The sequence below is a fragment of the Streptomyces acidicola genome, assembly GCF_009377235.1.
In the GTDB taxonomy this organism is placed as follows: domain Bacteria; phylum Actinomycetota; class Actinomycetes; order Streptomycetales; family Streptomycetaceae; genus Streptomyces; species Streptomyces acidicola.
The window spans coordinates 1-19,668 of the sequence record NZ_VMNX01000052.1 but is presented as its reverse complement, the minus strand read 5'-3'; the positions used below and the strand labels follow the sequence as shown (position 1 = coordinate 19,668).

The 19,668-nt window shown below is 70.5% G+C and carries 14 protein-coding genes and 2 pseudogenes; 6 read left to right on the top strand and 10 right to left on the bottom strand.

The genetic code is table 11. The annotated features are described in order from the left end of the window. Position 1: 1 nt before the first annotated feature. The 9 genes and pseudogenes from FPZ41_RS16485 to FPZ41_RS16445 form a co-directional block, all read right to left on the bottom strand. Positions 2-1,552 carry a GMC family oxidoreductase gene (locus tag FPZ41_RS16485; RefSeq protein ID WP_152863358.1) on the bottom strand — a complete coding sequence of 517 codons (1,551 nt, stop codon included), beginning with the start codon at positions 1,550-1,552 and terminating at the stop codon, positions 2-4. Positions 1,553-1,583: 31 nt separating this feature from the next. After that, on the bottom strand, positions 1,584-3,155 hold the full coding sequence (locus tag FPZ41_RS16480; RefSeq protein ID WP_152863356.1) for an APC family permease: 1,572 nt from the start codon (positions 3,153-3,155) through the stop codon (positions 1,584-1,586). A gap of 108 nt (positions 3,156-3,263) precedes the next feature. Next, positions 3,264-3,759 (bottom strand): annotated as a pseudogene (locus FPZ41_RS16475) (aldehyde dehydrogenase family protein); the annotation flags it as partial. 46 nt (positions 3,760-3,805) lie between these two features. Beyond that, positions 3,806-4,954: an aromatic ring-hydroxylating oxygenase subunit alpha gene (locus tag FPZ41_RS16470; RefSeq protein ID WP_322620322.1), complete on the bottom strand. Its 1,149-nt coding sequence runs from the start codon at positions 4,952-4,954 to the stop codon at positions 3,806-3,808. A 107-nt stretch (positions 4,955-5,061) separates the two neighbouring features. Next, entirely contained in the window at positions 5,062-6,216 is a 1,155-nt protein-coding gene (gene solA / locus FPZ41_RS16465; RefSeq protein ID WP_152863354.1) for an N-methyl-L-tryptophan oxidase, read from the bottom strand. A 10-nt stretch (positions 6,217-6,226) separates the two neighbouring features. Then, positions 6,227-8,740: a GcvT family protein gene (locus FPZ41_RS16460; protein ID WP_152863352.1), complete on the bottom strand. Its 2,514-nt coding sequence runs from the start codon at positions 8,738-8,740 to the stop codon at positions 6,227-6,229. A gap of 45 nt (positions 8,741-8,785) precedes the next feature. After that, a pseudogene (locus tag FPZ41_RS16455) lies at positions 8,786-8,971 on the bottom strand (MBL fold metallo-hydrolase); the annotation flags it as partial. A gap of 14 nt (positions 8,972-8,985) precedes the next feature. Then, positions 8,986-10,071: an S-(hydroxymethyl)mycothiol dehydrogenase gene (locus FPZ41_RS16450; protein WP_322620315.1), complete on the bottom strand. Its 1,086-nt coding sequence runs from the start codon at positions 10,069-10,071 to the stop codon at positions 8,986-8,988. Positions 10,072-10,393: 322 nt separating this feature from the next. Next, positions 10,394-11,227, bottom strand: a complete 834-nt coding sequence (locus tag FPZ41_RS16445) for an IclR family transcriptional regulator (protein ID WP_152863348.1) — start codon at positions 11,225-11,227, stop codon at positions 10,394-10,396. 309 nt (positions 11,228-11,536) lie between these two features. Between FPZ41_RS16445 and FPZ41_RS16440 the strand changes: the two genes are divergently transcribed. Both FPZ41_RS16440 and FPZ41_RS16435 read left to right on the top strand, forming a co-directional pair. Further along, positions 11,537-11,857 carry a bifunctional 3-phenylpropionate/cinnamic acid dioxygenase ferredoxin subunit gene (locus FPZ41_RS16440; protein ID WP_322620321.1) on the top strand — a complete coding sequence of 107 codons (321 nt, stop codon included), beginning with the start codon at positions 11,537-11,539 and terminating at the stop codon, positions 11,855-11,857. A gap of 61 nt (positions 11,858-11,918) precedes the next feature. Beyond that, on the top strand, positions 11,919-13,133 hold the full coding sequence (locus tag FPZ41_RS16435) for an NAD(P)/FAD-dependent oxidoreductase (protein ID WP_152863344.1): 1,215 nt from the start codon (positions 11,919-11,921) through the stop codon (positions 13,131-13,133). Between the two features lie 55 nt (positions 13,134-13,188). Here FPZ41_RS16435 and FPZ41_RS16430 read toward each other — a convergent pair whose 3' ends face one another. Then, the gene (locus tag FPZ41_RS16430) at positions 13,189-13,752 is read right to left on the bottom strand and encodes a hypothetical protein (RefSeq protein WP_152863342.1); all 564 of its coding nucleotides are present in this window, start codon (positions 13,750-13,752) and stop codon (positions 13,189-13,191) included. Positions 13,753-14,173: 421 nt separating this feature from the next. On the opposite strand from FPZ41_RS16430, the gene FPZ41_RS16420 reads away from it, so the two are divergent. From FPZ41_RS16420 to FPZ41_RS16405, 4 genes are all read left to right on the top strand, one after another. After that, positions 14,174-17,002: a sensor histidine kinase gene (locus FPZ41_RS16420; protein ID WP_152863338.1), complete on the top strand. Its 2,829-nt coding sequence runs from the start codon at positions 14,174-14,176 to the stop codon at positions 17,000-17,002. Then, positions 16,999-17,430 (top strand): roadblock/LC7 domain-containing protein, encoded by a 432-nt coding sequence (locus FPZ41_RS16415; RefSeq protein WP_152863336.1) that lies wholly within the window; start codon positions 16,999-17,001, stop codon positions 17,428-17,430. Before FPZ41_RS16420 ends, FPZ41_RS16415 begins: the two co-directional genes overlap by 4 nt. Positions 17,431-17,448: 18 nt before the next feature. Continuing rightward, positions 17,449-17,844 (top strand): DUF742 domain-containing protein, encoded by a 396-nt coding sequence (locus FPZ41_RS16410; RefSeq protein WP_131564033.1) that lies wholly within the window; start codon positions 17,449-17,451, stop codon positions 17,842-17,844. A gap of 24 nt (positions 17,845-17,868) precedes the next feature. After that, positions 17,869-19,668, top strand: a 1,800-nt coding sequence (locus tag FPZ41_RS16405) for a hydantoinase/oxoprolinase family protein (protein ID WP_322620314.1), incomplete at its 3' end; no start/stop codon positions are given.

The following is a 19,668-nucleotide window of genomic DNA, read 5'->3' as shown; positions in this document are numbered from 1 at the left end:
CTCAGGCGTCGGCTTTCAGCAGATCCGCGCACTTCTCGCCGATCATCATCGTCGTGATGCACGGATTGACCGTGACGAGATCCGGCATCACCGACCCGTCCGCGACCCGCAGACCCTCGACCCCCTTGACCCGCAGCCGCGCATCGAGCGGGGCCGAGGCGTCGTCGTCCGCACCCATCTTCACGGTGCAGGACGGGTGGTAGACGGTGTTGTGGGTCTTGTGGATGTAGTCGAGCAGCTCCTGGTCGGTCCGCACGTCCGGCCCGGGAGCCAGTTCGGCGCCCGCCCAGCCGCTCAGCGCGGGCTGCCCGGCGATGCGACGCGCCAGACGAAGCCCGTATGTCAGCACCCGCGCATCGTGCTCGTGAGTGAAGTACCGCGGGTCGACCCTCGGCTTGTCCCGGTAGTCGCGGGTACGCAACCGCACCGTCCCCCTCGACTGCGCGCGCGTGACGTTCGGCGTGAGGCAGAACGCGTTCTCCGAGGTCGGGTAGCCGTGCCGTGCGGTGTTCATGTCGAACGGCACCGAGCCGTAGTGGAACATCAGGTCGGGCCGGTCGAGGCCCGGTTCGGTGTCGTAGAAGATGCCCGCCTCCCACCACTGGCTGGAGGTGGTGGTCATCGGCCGGCGGGCTTCCCACATGATCACCCCCTCGGGGTGGTCCTGGAGGTTCTCGCCGACGCCCGCGGAGTCCACGACGACCTCGACACCCACCTCGCGCAGGTGCTCGGCGGGACCGACGCCCGACAGCATCAGTAGCTTCGGGGTGTCGATCGCGCCGCAGGAGACGATGACCTCGCGCCGCGCCCGTACCGTCCGGGTGTGGATCAGGTCCGGGTCCAGGTACTCGGCGCCCACGCACCGGCGGCCCTGAAGCACCAGCTTCTTGGCGCGCACCCCGGTCCGTACGTCCAGGTTGGGCCGCTTGTCCATGACCGGGTGGAGGTACGCCACCGAGGAGGACTGGCGGATGTTGTTCTCGTCGGAGTTGATCTGGAACCAGTTGGCGCCCCGAATCACGGTCCGTCCGGTGTTGAGCGCCGTGGTCGGGATGCCGGCCTGGGCGCATGCCTTCAGCAGGGCGGTGCCGCACGGATCGTCGCCCTTCAGGGTGCGCAGCTTCACCGGGCCCGTACGGCCGTGGTGTTCGCCGGGCGCGTCGTTGTTCTCCAGCCGCCGGTAGAGCGGGAAGAGGTCGGCGGCGCTCCAGCCCGTACAGCCCGCCGCCGCCCAGTCGTCCAGGTCCTCGGCGGGTGCCCAGAAGGCGATGCAGGAGTTGTGGGAGGAGCAGCCGCCGAGCACCTTGGCGCGGGCGTGCCGCATGAAGCTGTTGCCGCTGGCCTGTGGCTCGACCGGGTAGTCCCAGTCGTAGCCGGACTCCAGCAGGCCCATCCAGCGGTCCAGTCTGAGGATGGCGTCGTCGCCGACGTCGCTGGGCCCCGCCTCCAGGACGCACACGGTGACGGACGGGTCCTCGGAGAGCCGGGCCGCGACCACGTTGCCCGCGGTGCCGCCGCCGACCACGACGTAGTCGAATTCGTCTGCCTGCATGGGGAGTCGACCTCCTTGAGTAGCCCTGCCATCACTCGGGCGCCGGCGAGGCGGCGGGCGGGACGGCGGGGGCCACGTCGCCCTGAAGCCGGTGCTCCGCCAGCACGCCCGTCCTGTGCCGCTGCACGAACCAGTAGTAGGCGAAGCCGCCGCCCGCGATGATCGCGACGAACAGGACCGCACCCCATCGCAGGTACCAGTGGAACGGGGCGGTCGCGTTGTAGACCGAGGCCCGGGGCCAGATCAGGTTGAGCGTCATGGCCGCCCCCCACACCACTGCCAGGACGTTGACGAGCACACCCCAGCGGCCCAGCGAGAACCGGCCGTCGCCCGCCGGCTGCCACGTCCCGCGCAGCCGGGCCAGCAGCATCGGCACGGTGACGCCCAGGTAGGCGAGGTAGATCATGATGATGCCGATGCTGGTGACGACCGTGAAGATCTGCGGCTGGCGGATGTTGACCACGAGGATCGCCAGCGCCAGGAGCCCGATGATCACGGTCGGCAGCACCGGCGTCTGGAAGCGCGGGTGGCACTTGGCCAGCCGTGAGGACGCGGGCAGGTTGTTGTCGCGGGCCATGGCGAACGCCAGCCGGACAGCGGCCGTGTGGACGGCCAGGGCGCAGACCGTGACCGCGATCAGCACGCACCACAGCATCGCCTTGCCGGCCGTCGGACCGAGCACGTCGAGCACGACGTACTGCAGGCCGTCCGTGGACAGCTTCTCGCCCTTCAGGCTGGAGACGCTCATCAGCGCCAGCAGCAGGATCAGCCCGCCGAGGACGAAGGAGGCGACGATGGCCCGGATGATCGCGCGCGGTGCGTTGCGGGTCGGGTCCAGGGACTCCTCGCCGAGCGAGGCGGCGGTGTCGAAGCCGTACATGACGTACGCGGAAGCGAGCGAGGCCACGAGGAACGCGCCCAGGTATCCGGCGCCGTAACCCGCCCCGGTGCCGTTCGTCTCCATGACCACCTGCGGACCGCGCGTGATGTGCACCGCGAACAGCACGATCAGGACGATGGTGGCGATGAGCTCGATGAAGACGCCCGCCGTGTTGATGGTGGCCATCAACTTGACGCCGAAGGCGTTCACCAGCGTGGTGAACAGGATCAGCACGGCGGCCAGGATCACCGCGTTCGTCGCGACGTCGTACGTGCCGGTGCCGTCCCCGACGATCTGGAACACGTCGGAGATCTGCGGCAGCGTCAGCTGGTAGGCGAGCGCCACGGCCGAGATGGACACGATCGAGGCGATCAGCATCATCCAGCCCGCGAGCCAGCCCAGGTGCGGGTTGCCTATTTTCTTCGACCAGTTGTAGACGGAGCCCGCCACCGGGTAGCGGGCGGCCAGCTCGGCAAAGCAGAGCGCGACCATGAACTGGCCGGCGAAGACCATCGGCCAGGACCACCAGTAGGCGGGGCCACCGCTGCCGTAGCCGAAGTAGAAGAGCTGGAAGGTGCCGGTCAGGATGGAGATGTAGCTGATGCCGGCGGCGAAGGTGTGGAAGTTGCCGAGGGTGCGCTTCAGTTCGGGCCGGTAACCGAACTCGGCGAGTTCGGCGTCGTCCTGGCCCCGTGGGCCTCTTGGGTGATCGGTTGTCGTCATGAGCTGACTCCTGGAGGAGGGAGGGGGAGCGGCTCGTGCGGGCGCCGTGATCAATGAAGGGGTTCTACGCGGGGCTCCTGGTGGTGCGCGAGGCCAATGGGCGGATTGTTACGAAGAGTTGAGCGAACATCGGGCGAACCAACCCTGCGGCGAGGGGTCGGTGTTCCGCCAGATGTGCTTCGCCTCGCGGTACTCGGCGAGCCCCGACGGCCCCAGTTCGCGACCGAAGCCGGACTGCTTGAACCCACCCCACTCGGCCTGCGGGACGTACGGGCGGTAGTCGTTGATCCAGATCGCGCCGATCCGCAGCCGGGCCACCACCCGCTGTGCCTTCGCCTCGTCGGTGGTCCAGACGGCGCCCGCGAGACCGTAGACGGTGGCGTTGGCCAGCCGCACCGCCTCCCCTCCGGACGCGCGCCCCCGCACCGCAGGACCGCGCCCTCCTCCAGGCCCCTGGCGACGTACGCCTCGACCTTCGCGCGGTGCTCCGCTGAGATCAGCGGCCCGGTCTGTGCCCGCTCGTCGAACGGCCGCCGAGCCGGATCTCCCTGGTCCGGCGTACGACCTCGTCGACGACAGCGACAAGCGACCCGCCGGCGGGACAGCGGATCTCCCGGGTGCGCCCATCGAGAGCGCCCACCCGGCTGCCGTCAATGAACAGGTCCGGCACCGCCGCCTCCCAGCCTCCGGATCAGCCACTCGTGGAAGATCCCGATGTGGTGCTCGCTGGGCACCAGCACACCGCCCTTCCGGTACGCACGGGACGCCATGGCGGGCTGCGTCCGTTCGCACGCCGCGAAGTCCTGGGCGTTGACCCGGTGGAACAGTTCCACCGATTTCGTCACATCCGCACCGGACTCGACGACCTCCGGCGCGTACAGCCAGTCGCACTCGACGACCGTGCGGTCCTCGGCCATCGGGAACATGCGGTGCAGGATGACGTGGTCCGGGACGAGGTTGATGAAGACCGCCGGCTTCACCGTGATCGCGTAGTAGCGGCGGTCCTGATCCTCGGCGACGGCGGGCAGCTTCGCGAAGCCCTCGCTGCCGTCGACCGTGAAGCCCTGGATGTCCTCGCCGAACTCGGCGCCGTGGCCCACGTAGTACTGGGCCGCGTACCCTTCGGCGAACTCCGGGAGGACATCGGTGAGTTCGGGGTGGATCGTCGCGCAGTGGTAGCACTCCATGAAGTTCTCGACGATCAGCTTCCAGTTCGCCTTCACGTCGTAGACGATGCGCTTGCCGAGGGCGAGGTTCTCGGTGCCGTAGTGCTCGATGGCCGCCGCGTCGCCGAGCCGCTCCACGGCCGCGCCCGTCACCGTCTCCTCGAAGGAGGGCGGCTCGTCGGCCAGGCACACCCAGGCGTAGCCGAGCCACTCCCGCAGCGTGACCTTGACCAGGCCGTACTCGACCCGGTCCACGTCCGGCATCCTGACCAGGTTCGGGGCGGCCACCAGCTTGCCGTCGAGGTCGTACGTCCAGGCGTGGTACGGGCACTGGAGGGTGCGCCGGACCTCGCCGGCCTCCTCCACGCACAGCCGGGCCCCGCGGTGGCGGCAGATGTTCAGGAAGGCGCGCAGTTCGCCCGTGCGGGAGCGGGTGATCAGGACGTTCTCCCGGCCGACCTGCACGGTCCGGAAGGCTCCCGGCCCGGCGAGGTCCGCGGAGCGGATCGCACAGAACCACATCGACTCGAAGAGACGTTCCTGCTCCTGCCGGAAGATCTCCGGGTCGGTGTAGTAGTGACCCGGCAGCGTCGCGATCAGGCTCGCCGGGAGCTGGTGCGGGACGGCCGGAATCGCGGTGGTGACCGGGCTCTCGGTGGTGACCGGGCTCTGGGCTGCGACCGGGGTCCCGGGGACGAGAGGGCTCTCGGGGGCGGGGGTCGTCGTCACGTGCGTACTCCTCAGGCGGGCGCGGCGGCGAGGCGGGTGGGGTCGAACAGGCCGATCGGGTGGGCGGTGGCGCCGGTCAGGGCGAGATCGGCGACGATCTCCCCGACCACGGGCACGAACTTGAAGCCGTGCCCGGAGAACCCGCACGCCACGGTCACCGACTCCGGGTGCGCCGGGTGGCTGGAGATGACGAAGTGCTCGTCGGGGGTGTTGGAGTACATGCAGGTGGCGGCCTTGAGGAAGGCGCCGGGCAGGTCCGGGATGCAGCGCGACATATGGTCCGCCATGGCCCGGACCTCGTGGTCGTGGACCGTCCGGTCGATGGTCTCGGGAGTGGTGACCTGCCCCTTGCGGAAGAAGGCGACCTTGGCGCCGAGGTCGGGCCCGTCGATGGACGGGAAGCCGTAGACCTGGACTCCCTCCGCGTCCTCCCAGATGTAGACGGGGTGGTTCTCGGGCACGAACGGGCCGACACCGCCCCGTGGCTGGAACCAGTACATGACCTGCCGCTCGATCGTGAACGGCACCCCGAGATCGGTGAGCAGCCGCGGCGCCCACGCTCCCGGGCAGATCACCAACTGGCCGGCCGTGTACGTGTCCTCGGCGGTGTGGACGCGCACACCGTCCCGGTACGGTTCCCAGCGGACCATGGGCTCCTCGAAGTGCAGGTCGGCGCCCTGCCGGGTGGCGAGCTGGAGGTGGGCTGCGACCATGTTCTCGGGGCGGACCAGGCCGGCTTTCTTCTCGTAGAGCGCGACCTCGTCGTCCTGGGGCGTGAGCGTCGGGAAGCGGCGGCGGATCTCGGCCGCGTCCAGCATCTCGTGCGGCAGGTCCCACTGCTGCGCGGAGCGCACGGAGCCGGAGACGGTACGGGAGTCCGGGCGCCCGACCATCACGCCACCGCACAGGACGGCGATGTCCCGGCCGGTCGCACGCTCGACCTCCTCGTACAGCTCGTACGCGCGCAGCAGCAGCGGGACGTACGCAGGGTCCTCGAAGTAGGACTGCCGGGTGACCCGTGAACCGCCGTGGCTGGAGCCGCGGTTGTGCACCGGGCCGAACTTCTCCAGGCCGAGCACGCGGGCACCGCGCGCCGACAGATGGTGGGCGGCGGCACTGCCCATGCCGCCGAGACCGACCACGATCACGTCGTAACTGGGGGACATCAGGGGCCTCCTACCGGCGGATCCGGGTCATCTTCGGGTCGAAGAGGGGCTCTTCGGCGACGGTCGCGGGGACCTTCTCACCGAAGTACTCGATGTGCACGGCCGTCCCGGTGGCGAGCGGGGGCAGCCAGGCGTACGCGATGCAGCGGCCCAGCGTGTAGCCGTACGACGCGCTGGTGACATGTCCGACGGGGGCGCCGTCCACGTGGACGGGCTCCTTGCCGAGGACGACGGAGGCGGGGTCGTCGAGGAGGAGCGGGGTGAGCCTGCGGGTCGCGTCGGGCAGGTCCCGCAGCGCCTCCTGCCCCACGAAGCCGTCCTTGTCCATGCGGACGGCGAAACCGAGGCCCGCCTCGAACGGGTGGTGCTCGTCGGTCATGTCGACGCCCCAGGCGCGGTAACCCTTCTCCAGCCGCAGGGAGTTGAAGGCCGAACGTCCCGCCGCGACCACGCCGTGCTCCCGGCCAGCCTCCCAGAGCGTGTCCCACAGGCGCAGGCCCAGGTCGGCGCTGGTGTACAGCTCCCAGCCGAGCTCGCCGACGTAGCTCAGGCGCATCGCGGTGACCGGGACATGCCCGATGTATGCCTCCTTCGCGCGGAAGTAGCCGAAGCCCTCATGGGAGAAGTCGTCGCGGGTCAGCGGCTGCACGAGTTCCCGGGCGAGCGGTCCCCAGACGCCGATGCAGCAGGTGCCGGAGGTGATGTCCTTCAGGTACACGTCCTCGGGGGCGTGCCGGAGTAGCCAGTCGAGGTCGGCGGGGGAGTTGGCGCCCACCTGGAAGCGGTTCGGGGCCAGCCGGGCCACGGTCAGGTCGGAGCGCACGCCACCCGTCTCGTCCAGGAGCAGGGTGTAGGTGACGGCGCCGGGCTTCTTGCGGAGGTTGTTGCTGGTCATGCGGTCGAGGAAGGCGAGGGCACCCGGGCCGGTGACCTCCAGGCGGCGCAGCGGCGTCATGTCGTACAGCGCGACCTTCTCGCGTGTGGCCTTCGCCTCGGCCGCCGCGATCGGTGACCAGTAGCGGGCCGACCAGGCGTCCCGTTCGGGGAGCCCTTCAGCTGCGTCCACGAGCGGGGCGTTCGCCTCGTACCAGTGCGGGCGCTCCCAGCCGCCGCTCTCCAGGAAGAAGGCGCCGAGCTCCTGCTGCCGGGCGTGAAAGGGGCTGACGCGCAGCGGGCGCGGGTCCTCCATCGGCTGGAGGGGGTGCAGGACGTCGTACACCTCGACGAACTGCCGGCAGCCGCGCTCGCGGACGTACGACGGTGAGCGCTGGGCGTCCTCGAAGCGGGTGAGGTCGCATTCGTGCAGGTCGATGGAGGGGCGGCCGTCGACCATCCATTCGGCCACGGCCCTGGCGACCCCGGCGGAGTGGGTGACCCACACGGCCTCGGCCAGCCAGAAGCCCCTCAGCGTCCGGGACTCGCCGAGGACCGGCATGCCGTCCGGGGTGAAGGAGAAGACACCGTTGAAGCCCTCCTCGACCCCGGCCCCGCGCAGGGCCGGCATCAGCCGGCGGCAGTCGTCCCAGCTGGGAGCCCAGTCGTCCTCGGTGAAGGGGAACGAGGAGGGCATGTCCATGCTCTGGGTCCTGGCCTCGTCATAGGCGAGGACCGCGAACGGGTCGACGGGGAGGGGTTGGTGGGCGTAGGAGCCGATGCCGATACGGTCGTGGTGCTCACGGAAGTACAGGTCGCGGTCCTGGAAGCGGAGGATCGGATTCGAGGCTTCGGCCGTGGTCCCGGCCAACTCGGGGAGCGGCTGGGTCTTCGCGTACTGGTGCGCGAGCGGCTGGAGGGGTACGTCGACTCCGGCCATACGGCCGATGACCGGGCCCCAGAAGCCGGCCGCAGAGACGACGTGGTCGGCGGGGAACGTGCCCCGGTCGGTGACGACCGCTGTGACCTTGCCGTTCTGCTGCTCGATGCCGGTGACCGTGTGGCGGTCCAGGAAGCGGGCGCCGCGGCCTGTCGCCCGTTCCTCCTGCGCGCGGGCCGCGAGGAGCGCGCGGGCCAGACCGTCGTCGGGGGTGTGGAAGCCGCCCAGGACGAGCGACTCGTCGATGAGCGGCCAGAGCTCCTTGCAGCGGGCCGCGCTCACGACCTCGCCGCGGATGCCCCAGGAGGCGGCGTAGCCGGCCCGGCGGTGCAGCTCGGCCAGGCGCTCGGGGGTGGTCGCCAGTTCCAGGCCGCCGACCTGGTTGAAGCAGGAGACTCCGTCCACTTCGAGCGAGCCGAACTTCTCGACGGTGTACTTGGCGAACGCGGCGAGCGTTTTGGACGGGCTGGTCTGGAAGACGAGGCCTGGCGCGTGCGAGGTGGAGCCGCCCGGGGCGGGCATGGGCCCCTGTTCGAGCACGGTGACGTCGGTCCACCCGCGGGCGGTCAGCTCGTCGGCCAGGGAGCAGCCGACGATGCCGGCACCGACGATGACGACCTTGGGGCCGGGCGGGCGGGCTTCGGGAGCGGAGCCGTTTCCGGGAGCGGAGCTGTTCTGGGGAGCGGAGCCGTTTTCGGGCGTGCTGGACATGCCCCTCCTTGCCGGGGTGGGGAGTGAAGGCGCTGGGGGAATCGCTCAGGCGGCGGGAACGTGGGGCCGCTCGGCGGCGATCGTCGTGTCCTGGCCGTGCCCGGTGTGGACGACGGTGTCACCGGGCAGTGTGAGGAGCCGCTTGCGGAGGGAGGCCTCGGTGGTGGGACGGTCCGAGTACGAGCGGCCGGTGGCGCCCGGGCCGCCGTGGAAAAGAGTGCCGACGAGGACCGAGCCCCGCGCCGTCACAGGACCACCACCGACCGCAGCACCTCGCCCCGGTGCATCTTCGTGAACGCCTCCTCGACCTCGTCGAGGGTGATCGTCTCGCTGACGAACGCGTTGAGGTCCAGCAGCCCGTACAGGTACTGGTCGATCAGGAACGGGAAGTCGCGGCTCGGCAGGCAGTCCCCGTACCAGGACGACTTGATGGCGCCGCCGCGTGAGAACACGTCGATCAGCGGCAGTTCGACCTTCATGTCGGGCGAGGGGACGCCGACCTGGACGAGCAGGCCCGCGTGGTCACGCATGGAGAACGCCTGCTTGAACGTCTCGGGGCGGCCCACCGCGTCGATCGCGATGTCGACGCCGAAGCCGTCGGTGAGCGCGCGGACTGCCTCGACCGGGTCCGTACCACGGGAGTTGACGGTGTGCGTGGCACCGAACTTCTCCGCCTGGTCGAGCTTCTTGTCGTCGATGTCGACGGCGATGACCTTCATGGCGCCGTTCAGGCAGGCTCCCGCGATGGCCGCGTTGCCGACGCCGCCGCAGCCGATGACGGCGACCGAGTCGCCTCGCCCCACCTGGCCCGTGTTGACGGCGGCGCCGTATCCGGCCATCACTCCGCAGCCGATGAGACCCGCGGCCTCCGGACGGGCCGCCGCGTTGATCTTCACCGCCTGACCGGCCGCGACCAAGGTCTTCTTGGCGAAGGCGCCGATGCCGAGCGCGTTGGTGAGCGGGGTGCCGTCGAGGAGCGTCATCGGCTGGGTGGCGTTGCGGGAGTCGAAGCAGTACCAGGGGCGGCCGCGGCGACAGGAGCGACAGCTGCCACAGGGGGCGCGCCAGGCCAGGATCACGTAGTCACCGGGTTCGAGGTCGGTGACGCCCTCGCCGACCGCTTCGATCGTGCCGGCCGCCTCGTGCCCCAGCAGGAACGGGAAGTCGTCGGTGATCGCGCCCTCCCGGTAGTGGAGGTCGGTGTGGCAGACCCCGCAGGCCTGGACGGTGACGAGCACCTCTCCTGGACCGGGATCGGGGACGACGATCGTCCGCACCTCAACGGGTGCGCCCCTTTTTACAGCGACTACGGCACGGACCTCGTGGGGCACGACAGGCTCCTCTGCTGTTGCGCAGTACACGATGGGTTGCGCGATGAGAGACATATTGAGAACGGCGTCATGGAGCCGTCAAGGGGGTGGGGTTAACCCTTGGCAAAAGGAGTGGGCCGGGCGAAACCTGTCGGACACACGGCAGCGCGGGACCAGGAGATTCCTGGTCCCGCGCTGCGTTCGACGTCCGCCGTGGCCTCCGTCGGACGTCGTAGTCGTGTTGTGCGGTCCCTGTCGGATGCGCCCTCGGGAGCGGATACGCCCTCAGGAACCGTGCGGCGCCCGAAGGGCTGGATGCGTCTTCAGAAGTCCTGGCGCGCCTTCAGAAGCCGTACCCCATGCGCCGGGACAGTTCGGCCCCGGCCGTCACGGTGCGTTTGGCCATCTCCGGCAGCCGGTCCGGGGTGAGGCGGTAGACCGGTCCCGAGACGCTGATCGCGCCGATCACCTTGCCGTCGTGGGACCGCACGGGCGCCGCCACCGCGGCCAGACCGAGCTCCAGCTCCTCGACGGTGACGCCGTAGCCCTGCTCGACCACGGCTTCCAGCTCGGCGCGGAGCATGGATGTGCCCGTGATCGTGCGCTCCGTGAAGCGCGGCAGCGTGCGGGCGAGGAAGCCCTCGCGCAACGTGGGCGGCATGTGCGCGAGCAGGACCTTTCCGCTGGACGTGGCGTGCAGGGGAGTGCGCCTGCCCGGCCAGTTCTGCGCCGTGACGGACGCGGTGCCGCGGACCTGCATGATGTTGACCGCCGCGTCGTCGTCGAGCACCGCGATGTTGGCGGTCTCGCCCAGTTCGTCGGCGACTTCGCGGCAGACGGGAACGCCTTCCTGGGAGATGTCCAGGCGCACTGCCGCCGCCCCCGCGAGGCGCAGTACGCCGGCGCCCAGGTAGTACTTGCCGCGGTCCTTCTCCTGGGCCACCAGGCCGCGGTTCTCCAGCACGCCGAGCAGCCGGAACGCGGTGGACTTGTGCACGTCCAGCTCGTCGGCGATCTCGGTGACGCCCGCCTCGCCGTGCCGGGCGAGGATCTCCAGCACGCTCACGGCGCGGTCCACCGACTGGACGGCGCTGCCCGAGCCCCTGCCGTTCTGCTGCCTCTCCGGATTCTCGGCGTGCTCCTCGCTTCGCTCAGGTCGCTTCTGCGTGGGGGTCATGGGTCAACTCTCACCACCTGACGGCCCTCTTTGGGCCGCATCTGCGGGAAACTCTTGACGCGATGGTTGTCCCGCCCGGATTCTGTTGCGCATAGCGCTCCTTCGTGCGCTATATGAAACATCATTTTACCGAAGAGTCCCGGACCGCCAAGGTCCCGCACAGCCGGAACCACAGCAGATCCGCAGATTCGCTCCGTCCTGACCCTGCGGAACACCGCTGCACCTCTGGACCAACGACGGTCCGCACTCTCTGACTGCATGGACCAACAAGGTCCCGGACCGCGCGTCCCGGACCTGGAGGGGGGCCACGTGATAACCGTCTGCCGTCTTGAAGACCTCCCCATGGGCGAGTCCGTCCGTATCGACACCACACCGCCCATCGCCGTGTTCAACGCCGACGGTGAGCTCTACGCCGTCGACGACACCTGCACCCACCAGGACGCCTCCCTCTCGGAGGGCTGGCTGGAGGGCTGTCTGGTCGAATGCCCGCTCCACGCCGCGTCATTCGACCTCCGCACGGGGAAGCCCACCTGCCTTCCCGCCCGCCGCCCCGTCCGTACGCACCGGGTGAGCGTGGAGGACGGCGTCGTCCATGTGCACCTCACCATCGAGGAGGGGACGGCGGCGTGAGCGACACCACCGTGAGGGGCGCCGCTCACACATGGCGCGTACGGCCGGAAGGGCACGCCTCATGAGGACGGTGACCGTCGTCGGAGCCTCGCTCTCCGGGGTGTACGCGGCCCGCGAACTGCGCGCTCAGGGATTCGACGGGCGGCTGGTGATCGTCGGGGAGGAACCACACCACCCCTACGACCGGCCGCCCCTGTCCAAGGACTTCCTCACCGGGAAGGCCGACGAGGAACAACTCGCCCTGACCGACTCCGAGGAGGTCGCCGAACTCGACGCCGAGTGGCTGCTGGGCGTCCGGGCCCGAGGGCTCGACGCCAGAGGCCGCACCGTACTCCTCGGCGACGGCCGCACGGTCTCCACGGACGGCGTCGTCATCGCCACCGGAGCGTCGGCGCGCCGCCTCCCGGGCGACGCACTCACGGGCGTGCACACCCTGCGCACCCTTGACGACGCCCGCGCCCTGCGTGACGAACTCTCCGACGGCCCGCGCCGTGTGGTCGTCATCGGCGGCGGCTTCATCGGAGCGGAGACCGCCTCCTCGTGCACGGCCCTCGGCCATGACGTCACCGTCGTCGAAGCGGCCCCTCTGCCGCTCGTGCCCCAACTGGGCCCGGAGATGGCCGCGGTGTGCGCCACGTTGCACCGCCGCGGGGGAGCCGCCCTGGTGACCGGCACCGGGGTGGCCCGACTGCACGCCGGCGCCGGCGCCGGTGGTGTCACGGGTGCCACGCGCGTCACCGGTGTCGGTGGTGTCACTGGTGTCGAACTCTCCGACGGCCGCCTCCTCCCCGCCGACACCGTGATCGTCGGTATCGGTGCCACCCCCAACACCGGCTGGCTGGCGGGCTCCACGCTCGGCCTGCACGACGGCGTTCTCTGCGACGACGGCTGTGCGACGGGGCTGCCACAGGTGGTCGCCGTCGGCGACGTCGCCCGTGTCGGCGGCAGGCGTGTCGAACACTGGACATCCGCCACCGAGCAACCGCGCGTCGCCGTGCGGAACCTGCTTGCCGGACGCACGGTGGAACCCGTCCGCTCGGTCCCCTACTTCTGGTCCGACCAGTACGGAGCCCGCATCCAGTTCGCCGGCCGACGCAACGACGGCGACACCGTCCGCGTCACCGAGGGCGCACTCGCCGAAGGGGGCTTCCTCGCCGTGTACGAACGCGACGGCCGGGCGACAGCCGTACTCTCCGTCGACCGCCCCCGCCCCTTCATGCGGGCGAGACGCGCACTGATGCGAACGGCAAGCGAGGCGGAGCCGGCCGTGCCGTGACGGGTAACCGGCGGCACGGGTCACAGGCGGCAGGGTCTCGCCGGTCCGGTGAGCTCTACGAGTGCGACAACTGCCCGGCTCGGGCCTGCCGCCGACGTATTCGCTCCTGACTCCGTGCCGCGGACCGCTCCTGCCGGCGCGCCCTGCGGCGCTCCCGGCGCAGGGCACGAGCCGTGCTGCTGGGGACCGACACCACCCCGTTCCGCTGGTTCCACACCTGTCGTGTCACCCACACGTCCAGCACACCCCAGGTCGCCACGACGGTGCTGGTGACACTGCTGAGGACCATGGGGAACGCCAGCCAGGAACCGGCCATTGTGCACAGGAACGCCACCATCGCCTGGATCAGGGTGACCGCGGTGATGAGCACCGCGCGCACGGCTGCCGTCCGCACCGGATCCGGCAACCGCCGCTTCCGCGCGGGCTCCTCGATCCATAAAGGCCGGTAGTACGGCCGGCCCTCGGCGCCGCTCCGTTCGCCCTGCCCGCCCACCGGGTCGCTCTGCCGGAGCGCGGCACCCGACGGGACGCCCGGATCCGAGCCGATCTCCCGGCCCTGCTCCCTCTCGGGCGCCGTCACGCCGTCTCCGGGCGCCACGCGCCGCTCCGCCGTGCCCATCAACTCTGTCCTCCCCACCGCCGGCAGACAGCTCCCTCTCCGGGCGCACCAGGCCCCGGCACCCCTCCGACTGCCCGGCTTACGTCGATTTACGCCGCCTGAGCGCGGCATGCGCGCCGACGGTCGATGCTGCCCCCAAATCCTGTACAGAAAGACGACCGACACTCGAAGAAGATTCCCGGCGAACGATGGATTCCGGCCAACCGGCAAAGTTCTCCGACGGGATGTGATCGCCCCCAGTGCCGACAGCGGGAGGCAATCTCCCGTAATGAACGGACAACTCCCCATGTCTCGTTCCCCGCACGCGCGGTGCGCGCCCGGACTGCCCTTCGAGTTACCTGTGTCCCAGTAGTAGGCTCACGCAAGTTTGTTGACGTACGTGTGTGCCCCCGGTGCGGAGGGGGCCGAGCTGGGGGAGGCCATGCGCTTTCGCGGGAAGTCCATCCGCCGGAAGATCGTGGCGCTGCTTCTCGTGCCCCTGCTGTCCCTGGCAGGCATCTGGGCCTTCGCCACGTACCTCACGGTCCGTGATGTCAATGAGCTCTTCACGGTCTCCTACGTCGTCGAGGAGGTCGGCTACCCCACTGAGGACACCGTCCGGGTCCTCCAGGAGGAACGCCGCCAGACTCTCGTCTACCTCGCCGACCCTCGCGCCTCCGAGGCGCTGACCGCACTGAAGCGCAGCCGTAACGCCACCGACAAGGCCGTCGCCACCATCCGGGAGAAGTCGGAGGACGGCGACGTACAGGACGAGATGGGCGAGGCCACGTCCACACGCCTCACCGCGATCCTGGACGCCCTCGACGGCCTCACCTCCCTGCGCAGCAGCGTCGAGCAGGGCACCGTCAACGTCTCCCAGGCCCTCGACCTCTACAACCGCCTCGTGGACCCCTGTTACGTCCTCCTGGCCAACCTCCAGGTCCTGGACAACGTGGAGATGGACAAGGAGGGCCGCGCCCTCGTCAACGTGGCCCGCGCCCGTGAACTGCTCTCCCGCGAGGACGCCCTCCTCGGCTCCGGGCTCGTCTCGGGCAGCATCACGCGTGACGAGATCCGGGACGTCTCCGACCTGATCGCCCAGCGCACGCTGATGTACGAGGCCAACCTGCCGCTGCTGCCCGCCACGGAACGCGACCGCTTCGAGGGGTACTGGAACAACGCGGGTACCGGCCCCCTGCGGGTGATCGAGCAGTCCGTCATCAACGCCGAGCCCGGCAAACCGGGCGGGGTCACCGCGAAGACCTGGGACAGCGCGGCCGGAGATGTCCTCGACGAACTCGCCGCCCTCAACGTCCAGGCGAGCGACCGGTTCCAGGAGCGGGTCCGGCCCCTCGTCGTCAACGTCGTCCTCAAGGCCGTCATCGCCGGTGTCCTCGGCCTCCTCGCCCTGCTGTTCTCGCTCTTCATGTCGGTGCGCATCGGCCGGTCCCTGGTGCGCGATCTGCGGCGGCTGCGCCAGGACGCAAGCGAGGCCGCCGGTGTCCGTCTGCCCAGCGTGATGCGGAGGTTGTCCGCGGGCGAGAAGATCGACGTGGAGACCGAGGCCCCACGCCTGGAGTACGCCAAGACCGAGATGGGTGAGGTCGGCCAGGCCGTCAACACCCTCCAGCGCGCCGCGGTCGAGGCCGCCGTCAAGCAGTCCGAACTCCGCGACGGAATCTCCGAGGTGTTCGTCAACCTCGCCCGCCGCAGCCAGGTCCTGCTCCACAAGCAGCTCACCCTCCTCGACACGATGGAGCGCCGCACCGAGGACACCGAGGAACTCGCCGACCTGTTCCGCCTCGACCACCTCACGACGCGTATGCGCCGCCACGCCGAGGGTCTGGTCATCCTCTCCGGCGCCGCACCGTCCCGACAGTGGCGCAAACCCATCCAGCTCATGGACATCGTGCGCGCCTCCGTCGCCGAGGTGGAGGACTACGAGCGCATCGAGGTCCGCCGGCTGCCCCGCGTCGCCGTCACCGGCCCGGCGGTCGCCGACCTCACCCACCTCGTGGCCGAACTCCTGGAGAACGCCACGGTGTTCTCGCCCCCGCACACCGCCGTACAGGTCCTGGGTGAGCGCGTCGCCAACGGCTTCACTCTGGAGATCCACGACCGGGGTCTGGGCATGGCGGCCGAGGCCCTCCTCGAAGCGAACCTGCGGCTCGCCGAGACCCCCGAGTTCGAACTGTCCGACACCGACCGGCTCGGCCTGTTCGTGGTCAGCCGGCTGGCCCAGCGGCAGAATGTCCGCGTCTCGCTGCAGCCCTCGCCGTACGGCGGCACCACCGCCGTCGTCTTCATCCCCGACGCCCTGCTCACGGACGACGTTCCGGACACCAACGGCATCGGCTTCCGTCTCGACCGGGCGCATCCCTCCAGGGAGGCCGAGCTCGAGGCGGAGCGCCAGGCGGCCCTGGCCGACGTACCCGTGCGGCTCCCCGGCCTCCCGGCCGTCCTGCTGGACGGCCCCATCGAGCTGGAGGCCTCGGTCGACATCGGCGCGCCGGTCGGCCTGGACGCCGCGTTCGGAGCCTTCCCGGGCGCCCTCGACGACGAGGACGGCGAACGCGGCGGTCTGTTCCGGCCCCGCCGCTCCATCGCCGGTGTCCCCAGTGAGCAGCCGCAGCAACGCGAGGGCCGGGGAGAGCCCGCCCGCCCCGGTGCCGCGGACACCGACCAGCCGGGCGACCCCGCACCGCTGCCGCGGCGCCGTGTGCCCAAGCTCGTCAGCTCCCACGGCCGCCCCGTGGCGGAGAGGTCCCGACGCGACGACGAGGAGGTCCCGGAGAGCCGCGAGCCGGCGCAGGCCGGCCCGGAGGAGCCGAAGCCGCTGTCGGCCCGACGGGGTGACCGGCCGGGGCTGTCGGCCCTCCGGGCCGCAGACAGCAGGGATTCCCTCCCCCGCGCGGCCGACGAGCCGCCCGTGCTGCCCCAGCGCCGTCGTACGACCCCGCCGGGCCCTGCTGCCGGGGGCACCCCGGGCTCGGACACCACGCGCGGCGAGGCAGAATCAGGAAGCATGCCGCTTCCCCGACGCGTCCGACAGGCCAACCTGGCCCCGCAGCTGAAGGACGGCCCCGCACAGCGCGCCGCCGACAAGGCCGGCCCGGACCGGGCAGACGTCGCCCAACGCGACGCCGACGAGGTTCGCAGCCGTATGGCCTCGCTCCAGCGGGGCTGGAAGCGCGGCCGCGAGGAGAACGCCGCGGGCGACGACGCCCGGGACGGCGCAGCACCAGGAACGACTAAGGGGGACGGTCGATGACCGCACCGCAGGGCCCAGGGCCCATCGCCGCCGGCTCGCAGTCGAAGGAGCTGAACTGGCTCCTCGACGATCTGGTGGAGCGCGTCGGCAGCATCCGCAAGGCACTCGTGCTCTCCAGCGACGGGCTGCCCACCGGCGTCTCCAAGGATCTGACCCGCGAGGACAGCGAGCACCTGGCGGCCGTGTCCTCGGGTTTCCACAGCCTGGCCAAGGGCGTCGGACGCCATTTCGAGGCGGGCAACGTCCGGCAGACCGTCGTCGAGCTCGACGACGCCTTCCTGTTCGTCACGGCCGCCGGCGACGGCAGCTGCCTCGCCGTCCTCGCGGACGCCGACGCGGACATCGGGCAGATCGCGTACGAGATGACGCTCCTCGTGAAGCGTGTCGGCGTACATCTGGGTGCCGCTCCGCGCACCGATGTGTCCTAGGGCGGGTAGTGGGATGTCATGAACGGAGACGGTCAGGGAAGAAGCCACTGGTTCGACGACGAGGCCGGACCCGTGGTCCGTCCGTACGCCATGACGCGGGGCCGCACCAGCCATGCGGTCCAGCACCGCCTCGACCTCATCGCGGTGGTCGTGGCGGAAAGCCGGGCGGACGACCAGGAGGCGGACCACTCGCTGGCCCCTGAGCATGTGCACATCGTCGAACTCTGCCGTGACACCCCACAGTCGGTGGCCGAACTCGCCGCGGAACTTGATCTGCCTGTCGGAGTGGTACGCGTCCTCGTGGGCGACCTCGTGGACGAGGAACTGGTCCACGTGACACGCCCCGTACCTCCTGCGGAGCTGGTCGACGAGAGTATTCTGCGCGACGTGATCAACGGCCTCCGGGCGCTCTGAGCAGCGCGGAATCGGAGTGGAGAAGTGACGGGCTGGCAGTTCTGGGTCGACCGAGGCGGCACCTTCACCGACATCGTCGCGCGTCGCCCGGACGGCCGCCTGCTCACACACAAGCTCCTCTCCGACAATCCCGCGCGGTACGCCGACGCGGCCGTCGCCGGTGTCCGTGAACTTCTCGACGGCTCCCGGGACCCCGTCGACGCCGTCCGCATGGGCACCACGGTCGCCACCAACGCCCTCCTGGAGCGCAAGGGCGAGCGCACCCTCCTCGTCATCACCCGCGGCTTCCGCGACGCCCTGCGCATCGCCTACCAGAACCGCCCCCGTATCTTCGCCCGCCGCATCGAGCTCCCCGAGCTGCTGTACGAACGCGTCATCGAGGTCGACGAACGCATCGCCGCCGACGGCACCGTGCTCCACGCCCCCGACCTGGACGCGCTCGCGGGGCCCCTCAGGGAGGCGTACGACGGCGGGATCCGCGCTGTCGCCGTGGTCTGCATGCACAGCCACCTCCACCCCGCCCACGAACAGGCCGTCGGTGAGCTGGCCAGGCGCACGGGCTTCCCGCAGATCTCGCTCTCCAGTGAGGTCAGCCCGCTGATGAAGCTCGTCCCACGCGGGGACACGGCCGTCGTCGACGCCTACCTGTCGCCCGTACTGCGCCGCTACGTCCAGCACGTCGCCGACGAACTCCGGGGCGTGCGGCTGATGTTCATGCAGTCCAACGGCGGGCTCGCCGAGGCCGGACAGTTCCGCGGCAAGGACGCCATCCTCTCCGGGCCTGCGGGCGGCATCGTCGGTATGGCCCGCATGTCGCAACTCGCCGGCTTCGACCGCGTCATCGGCTTCGACATGGGCGGCACGTCCACGGACGTCTCGCACTTCGCGGGCGAGTACGAACGCGTCTTCACCACGCAGATCGCCGGGGTCCGGCTGCGCGCGCCCATGGTGGACATCCACACCGTCGCGGCGGGCGGTGGCTCCATCCTCCACTTCGACGGCTCCCGCTACCGCGTAGGGCCGGACTCGGCGGGCGCGGACCCGGGGCCCGCCTGCTACCGGGGCGGCGGCCCGCTCACCGTCACCGACGCCAACGTCATGCTCGGCCGCATCCAGCCCGGCCACTTCCCGCGCGTGTTCGGCACCGACGGAGACCAGCCCCTCGACGACGCGCTCGTCCGCGACCGGTTCGCCGTCCTCGCGCGTGAGATCCGCGACCGGACCGGCGACGACCGCACGCCCGAGCAGGTGGCCGAGGGCTACCTGCACATCGCCGTCGCCAACATCGCCAATGCCGTGAAGCGGATCTCGGTCCAGAAGGGCCACGACGTCACCCGCTACGCCCTCACCACCTTCGGTGGTGCGGGCGGCCAGCACGCCTGCATGGTCGCCGACTCGCTCGGCATCCGGACGGTCCTCGTCCCGCCCATGGCCGGTGTGCTCTCGGCGCTCGGCATCGGCCTCGCCCACACCACGGCCATGCGCGAACAGTCCGTCGAGGCCCCCCTGGAGCCCGCCTCGATGCCGGGCGTCCTGCGGACCGCCGACGACCTGGAGGCCGCCGCCCGCGCCGAACTCCTCGCCGAGGACGTCACCGAGGACCGCATCCGTGTCACACGCCGCGCCCAGCTCCGCTACGACGGCACCGACACGGCCCTCACCGTCGAGCTCGCGGGGCCCGCCACCATGCGGCAGGCCTTCGAAGAACGTCATCGCGCCACGTACTCCTTCACCCTCGACCGCCCCGTCGTCGTCGAAGCTCTCTCCGTGGAAGCCGCCGGCATCGCCGAACCCCCCGATCTCTCCGCCCTCGCCCCCTATGAG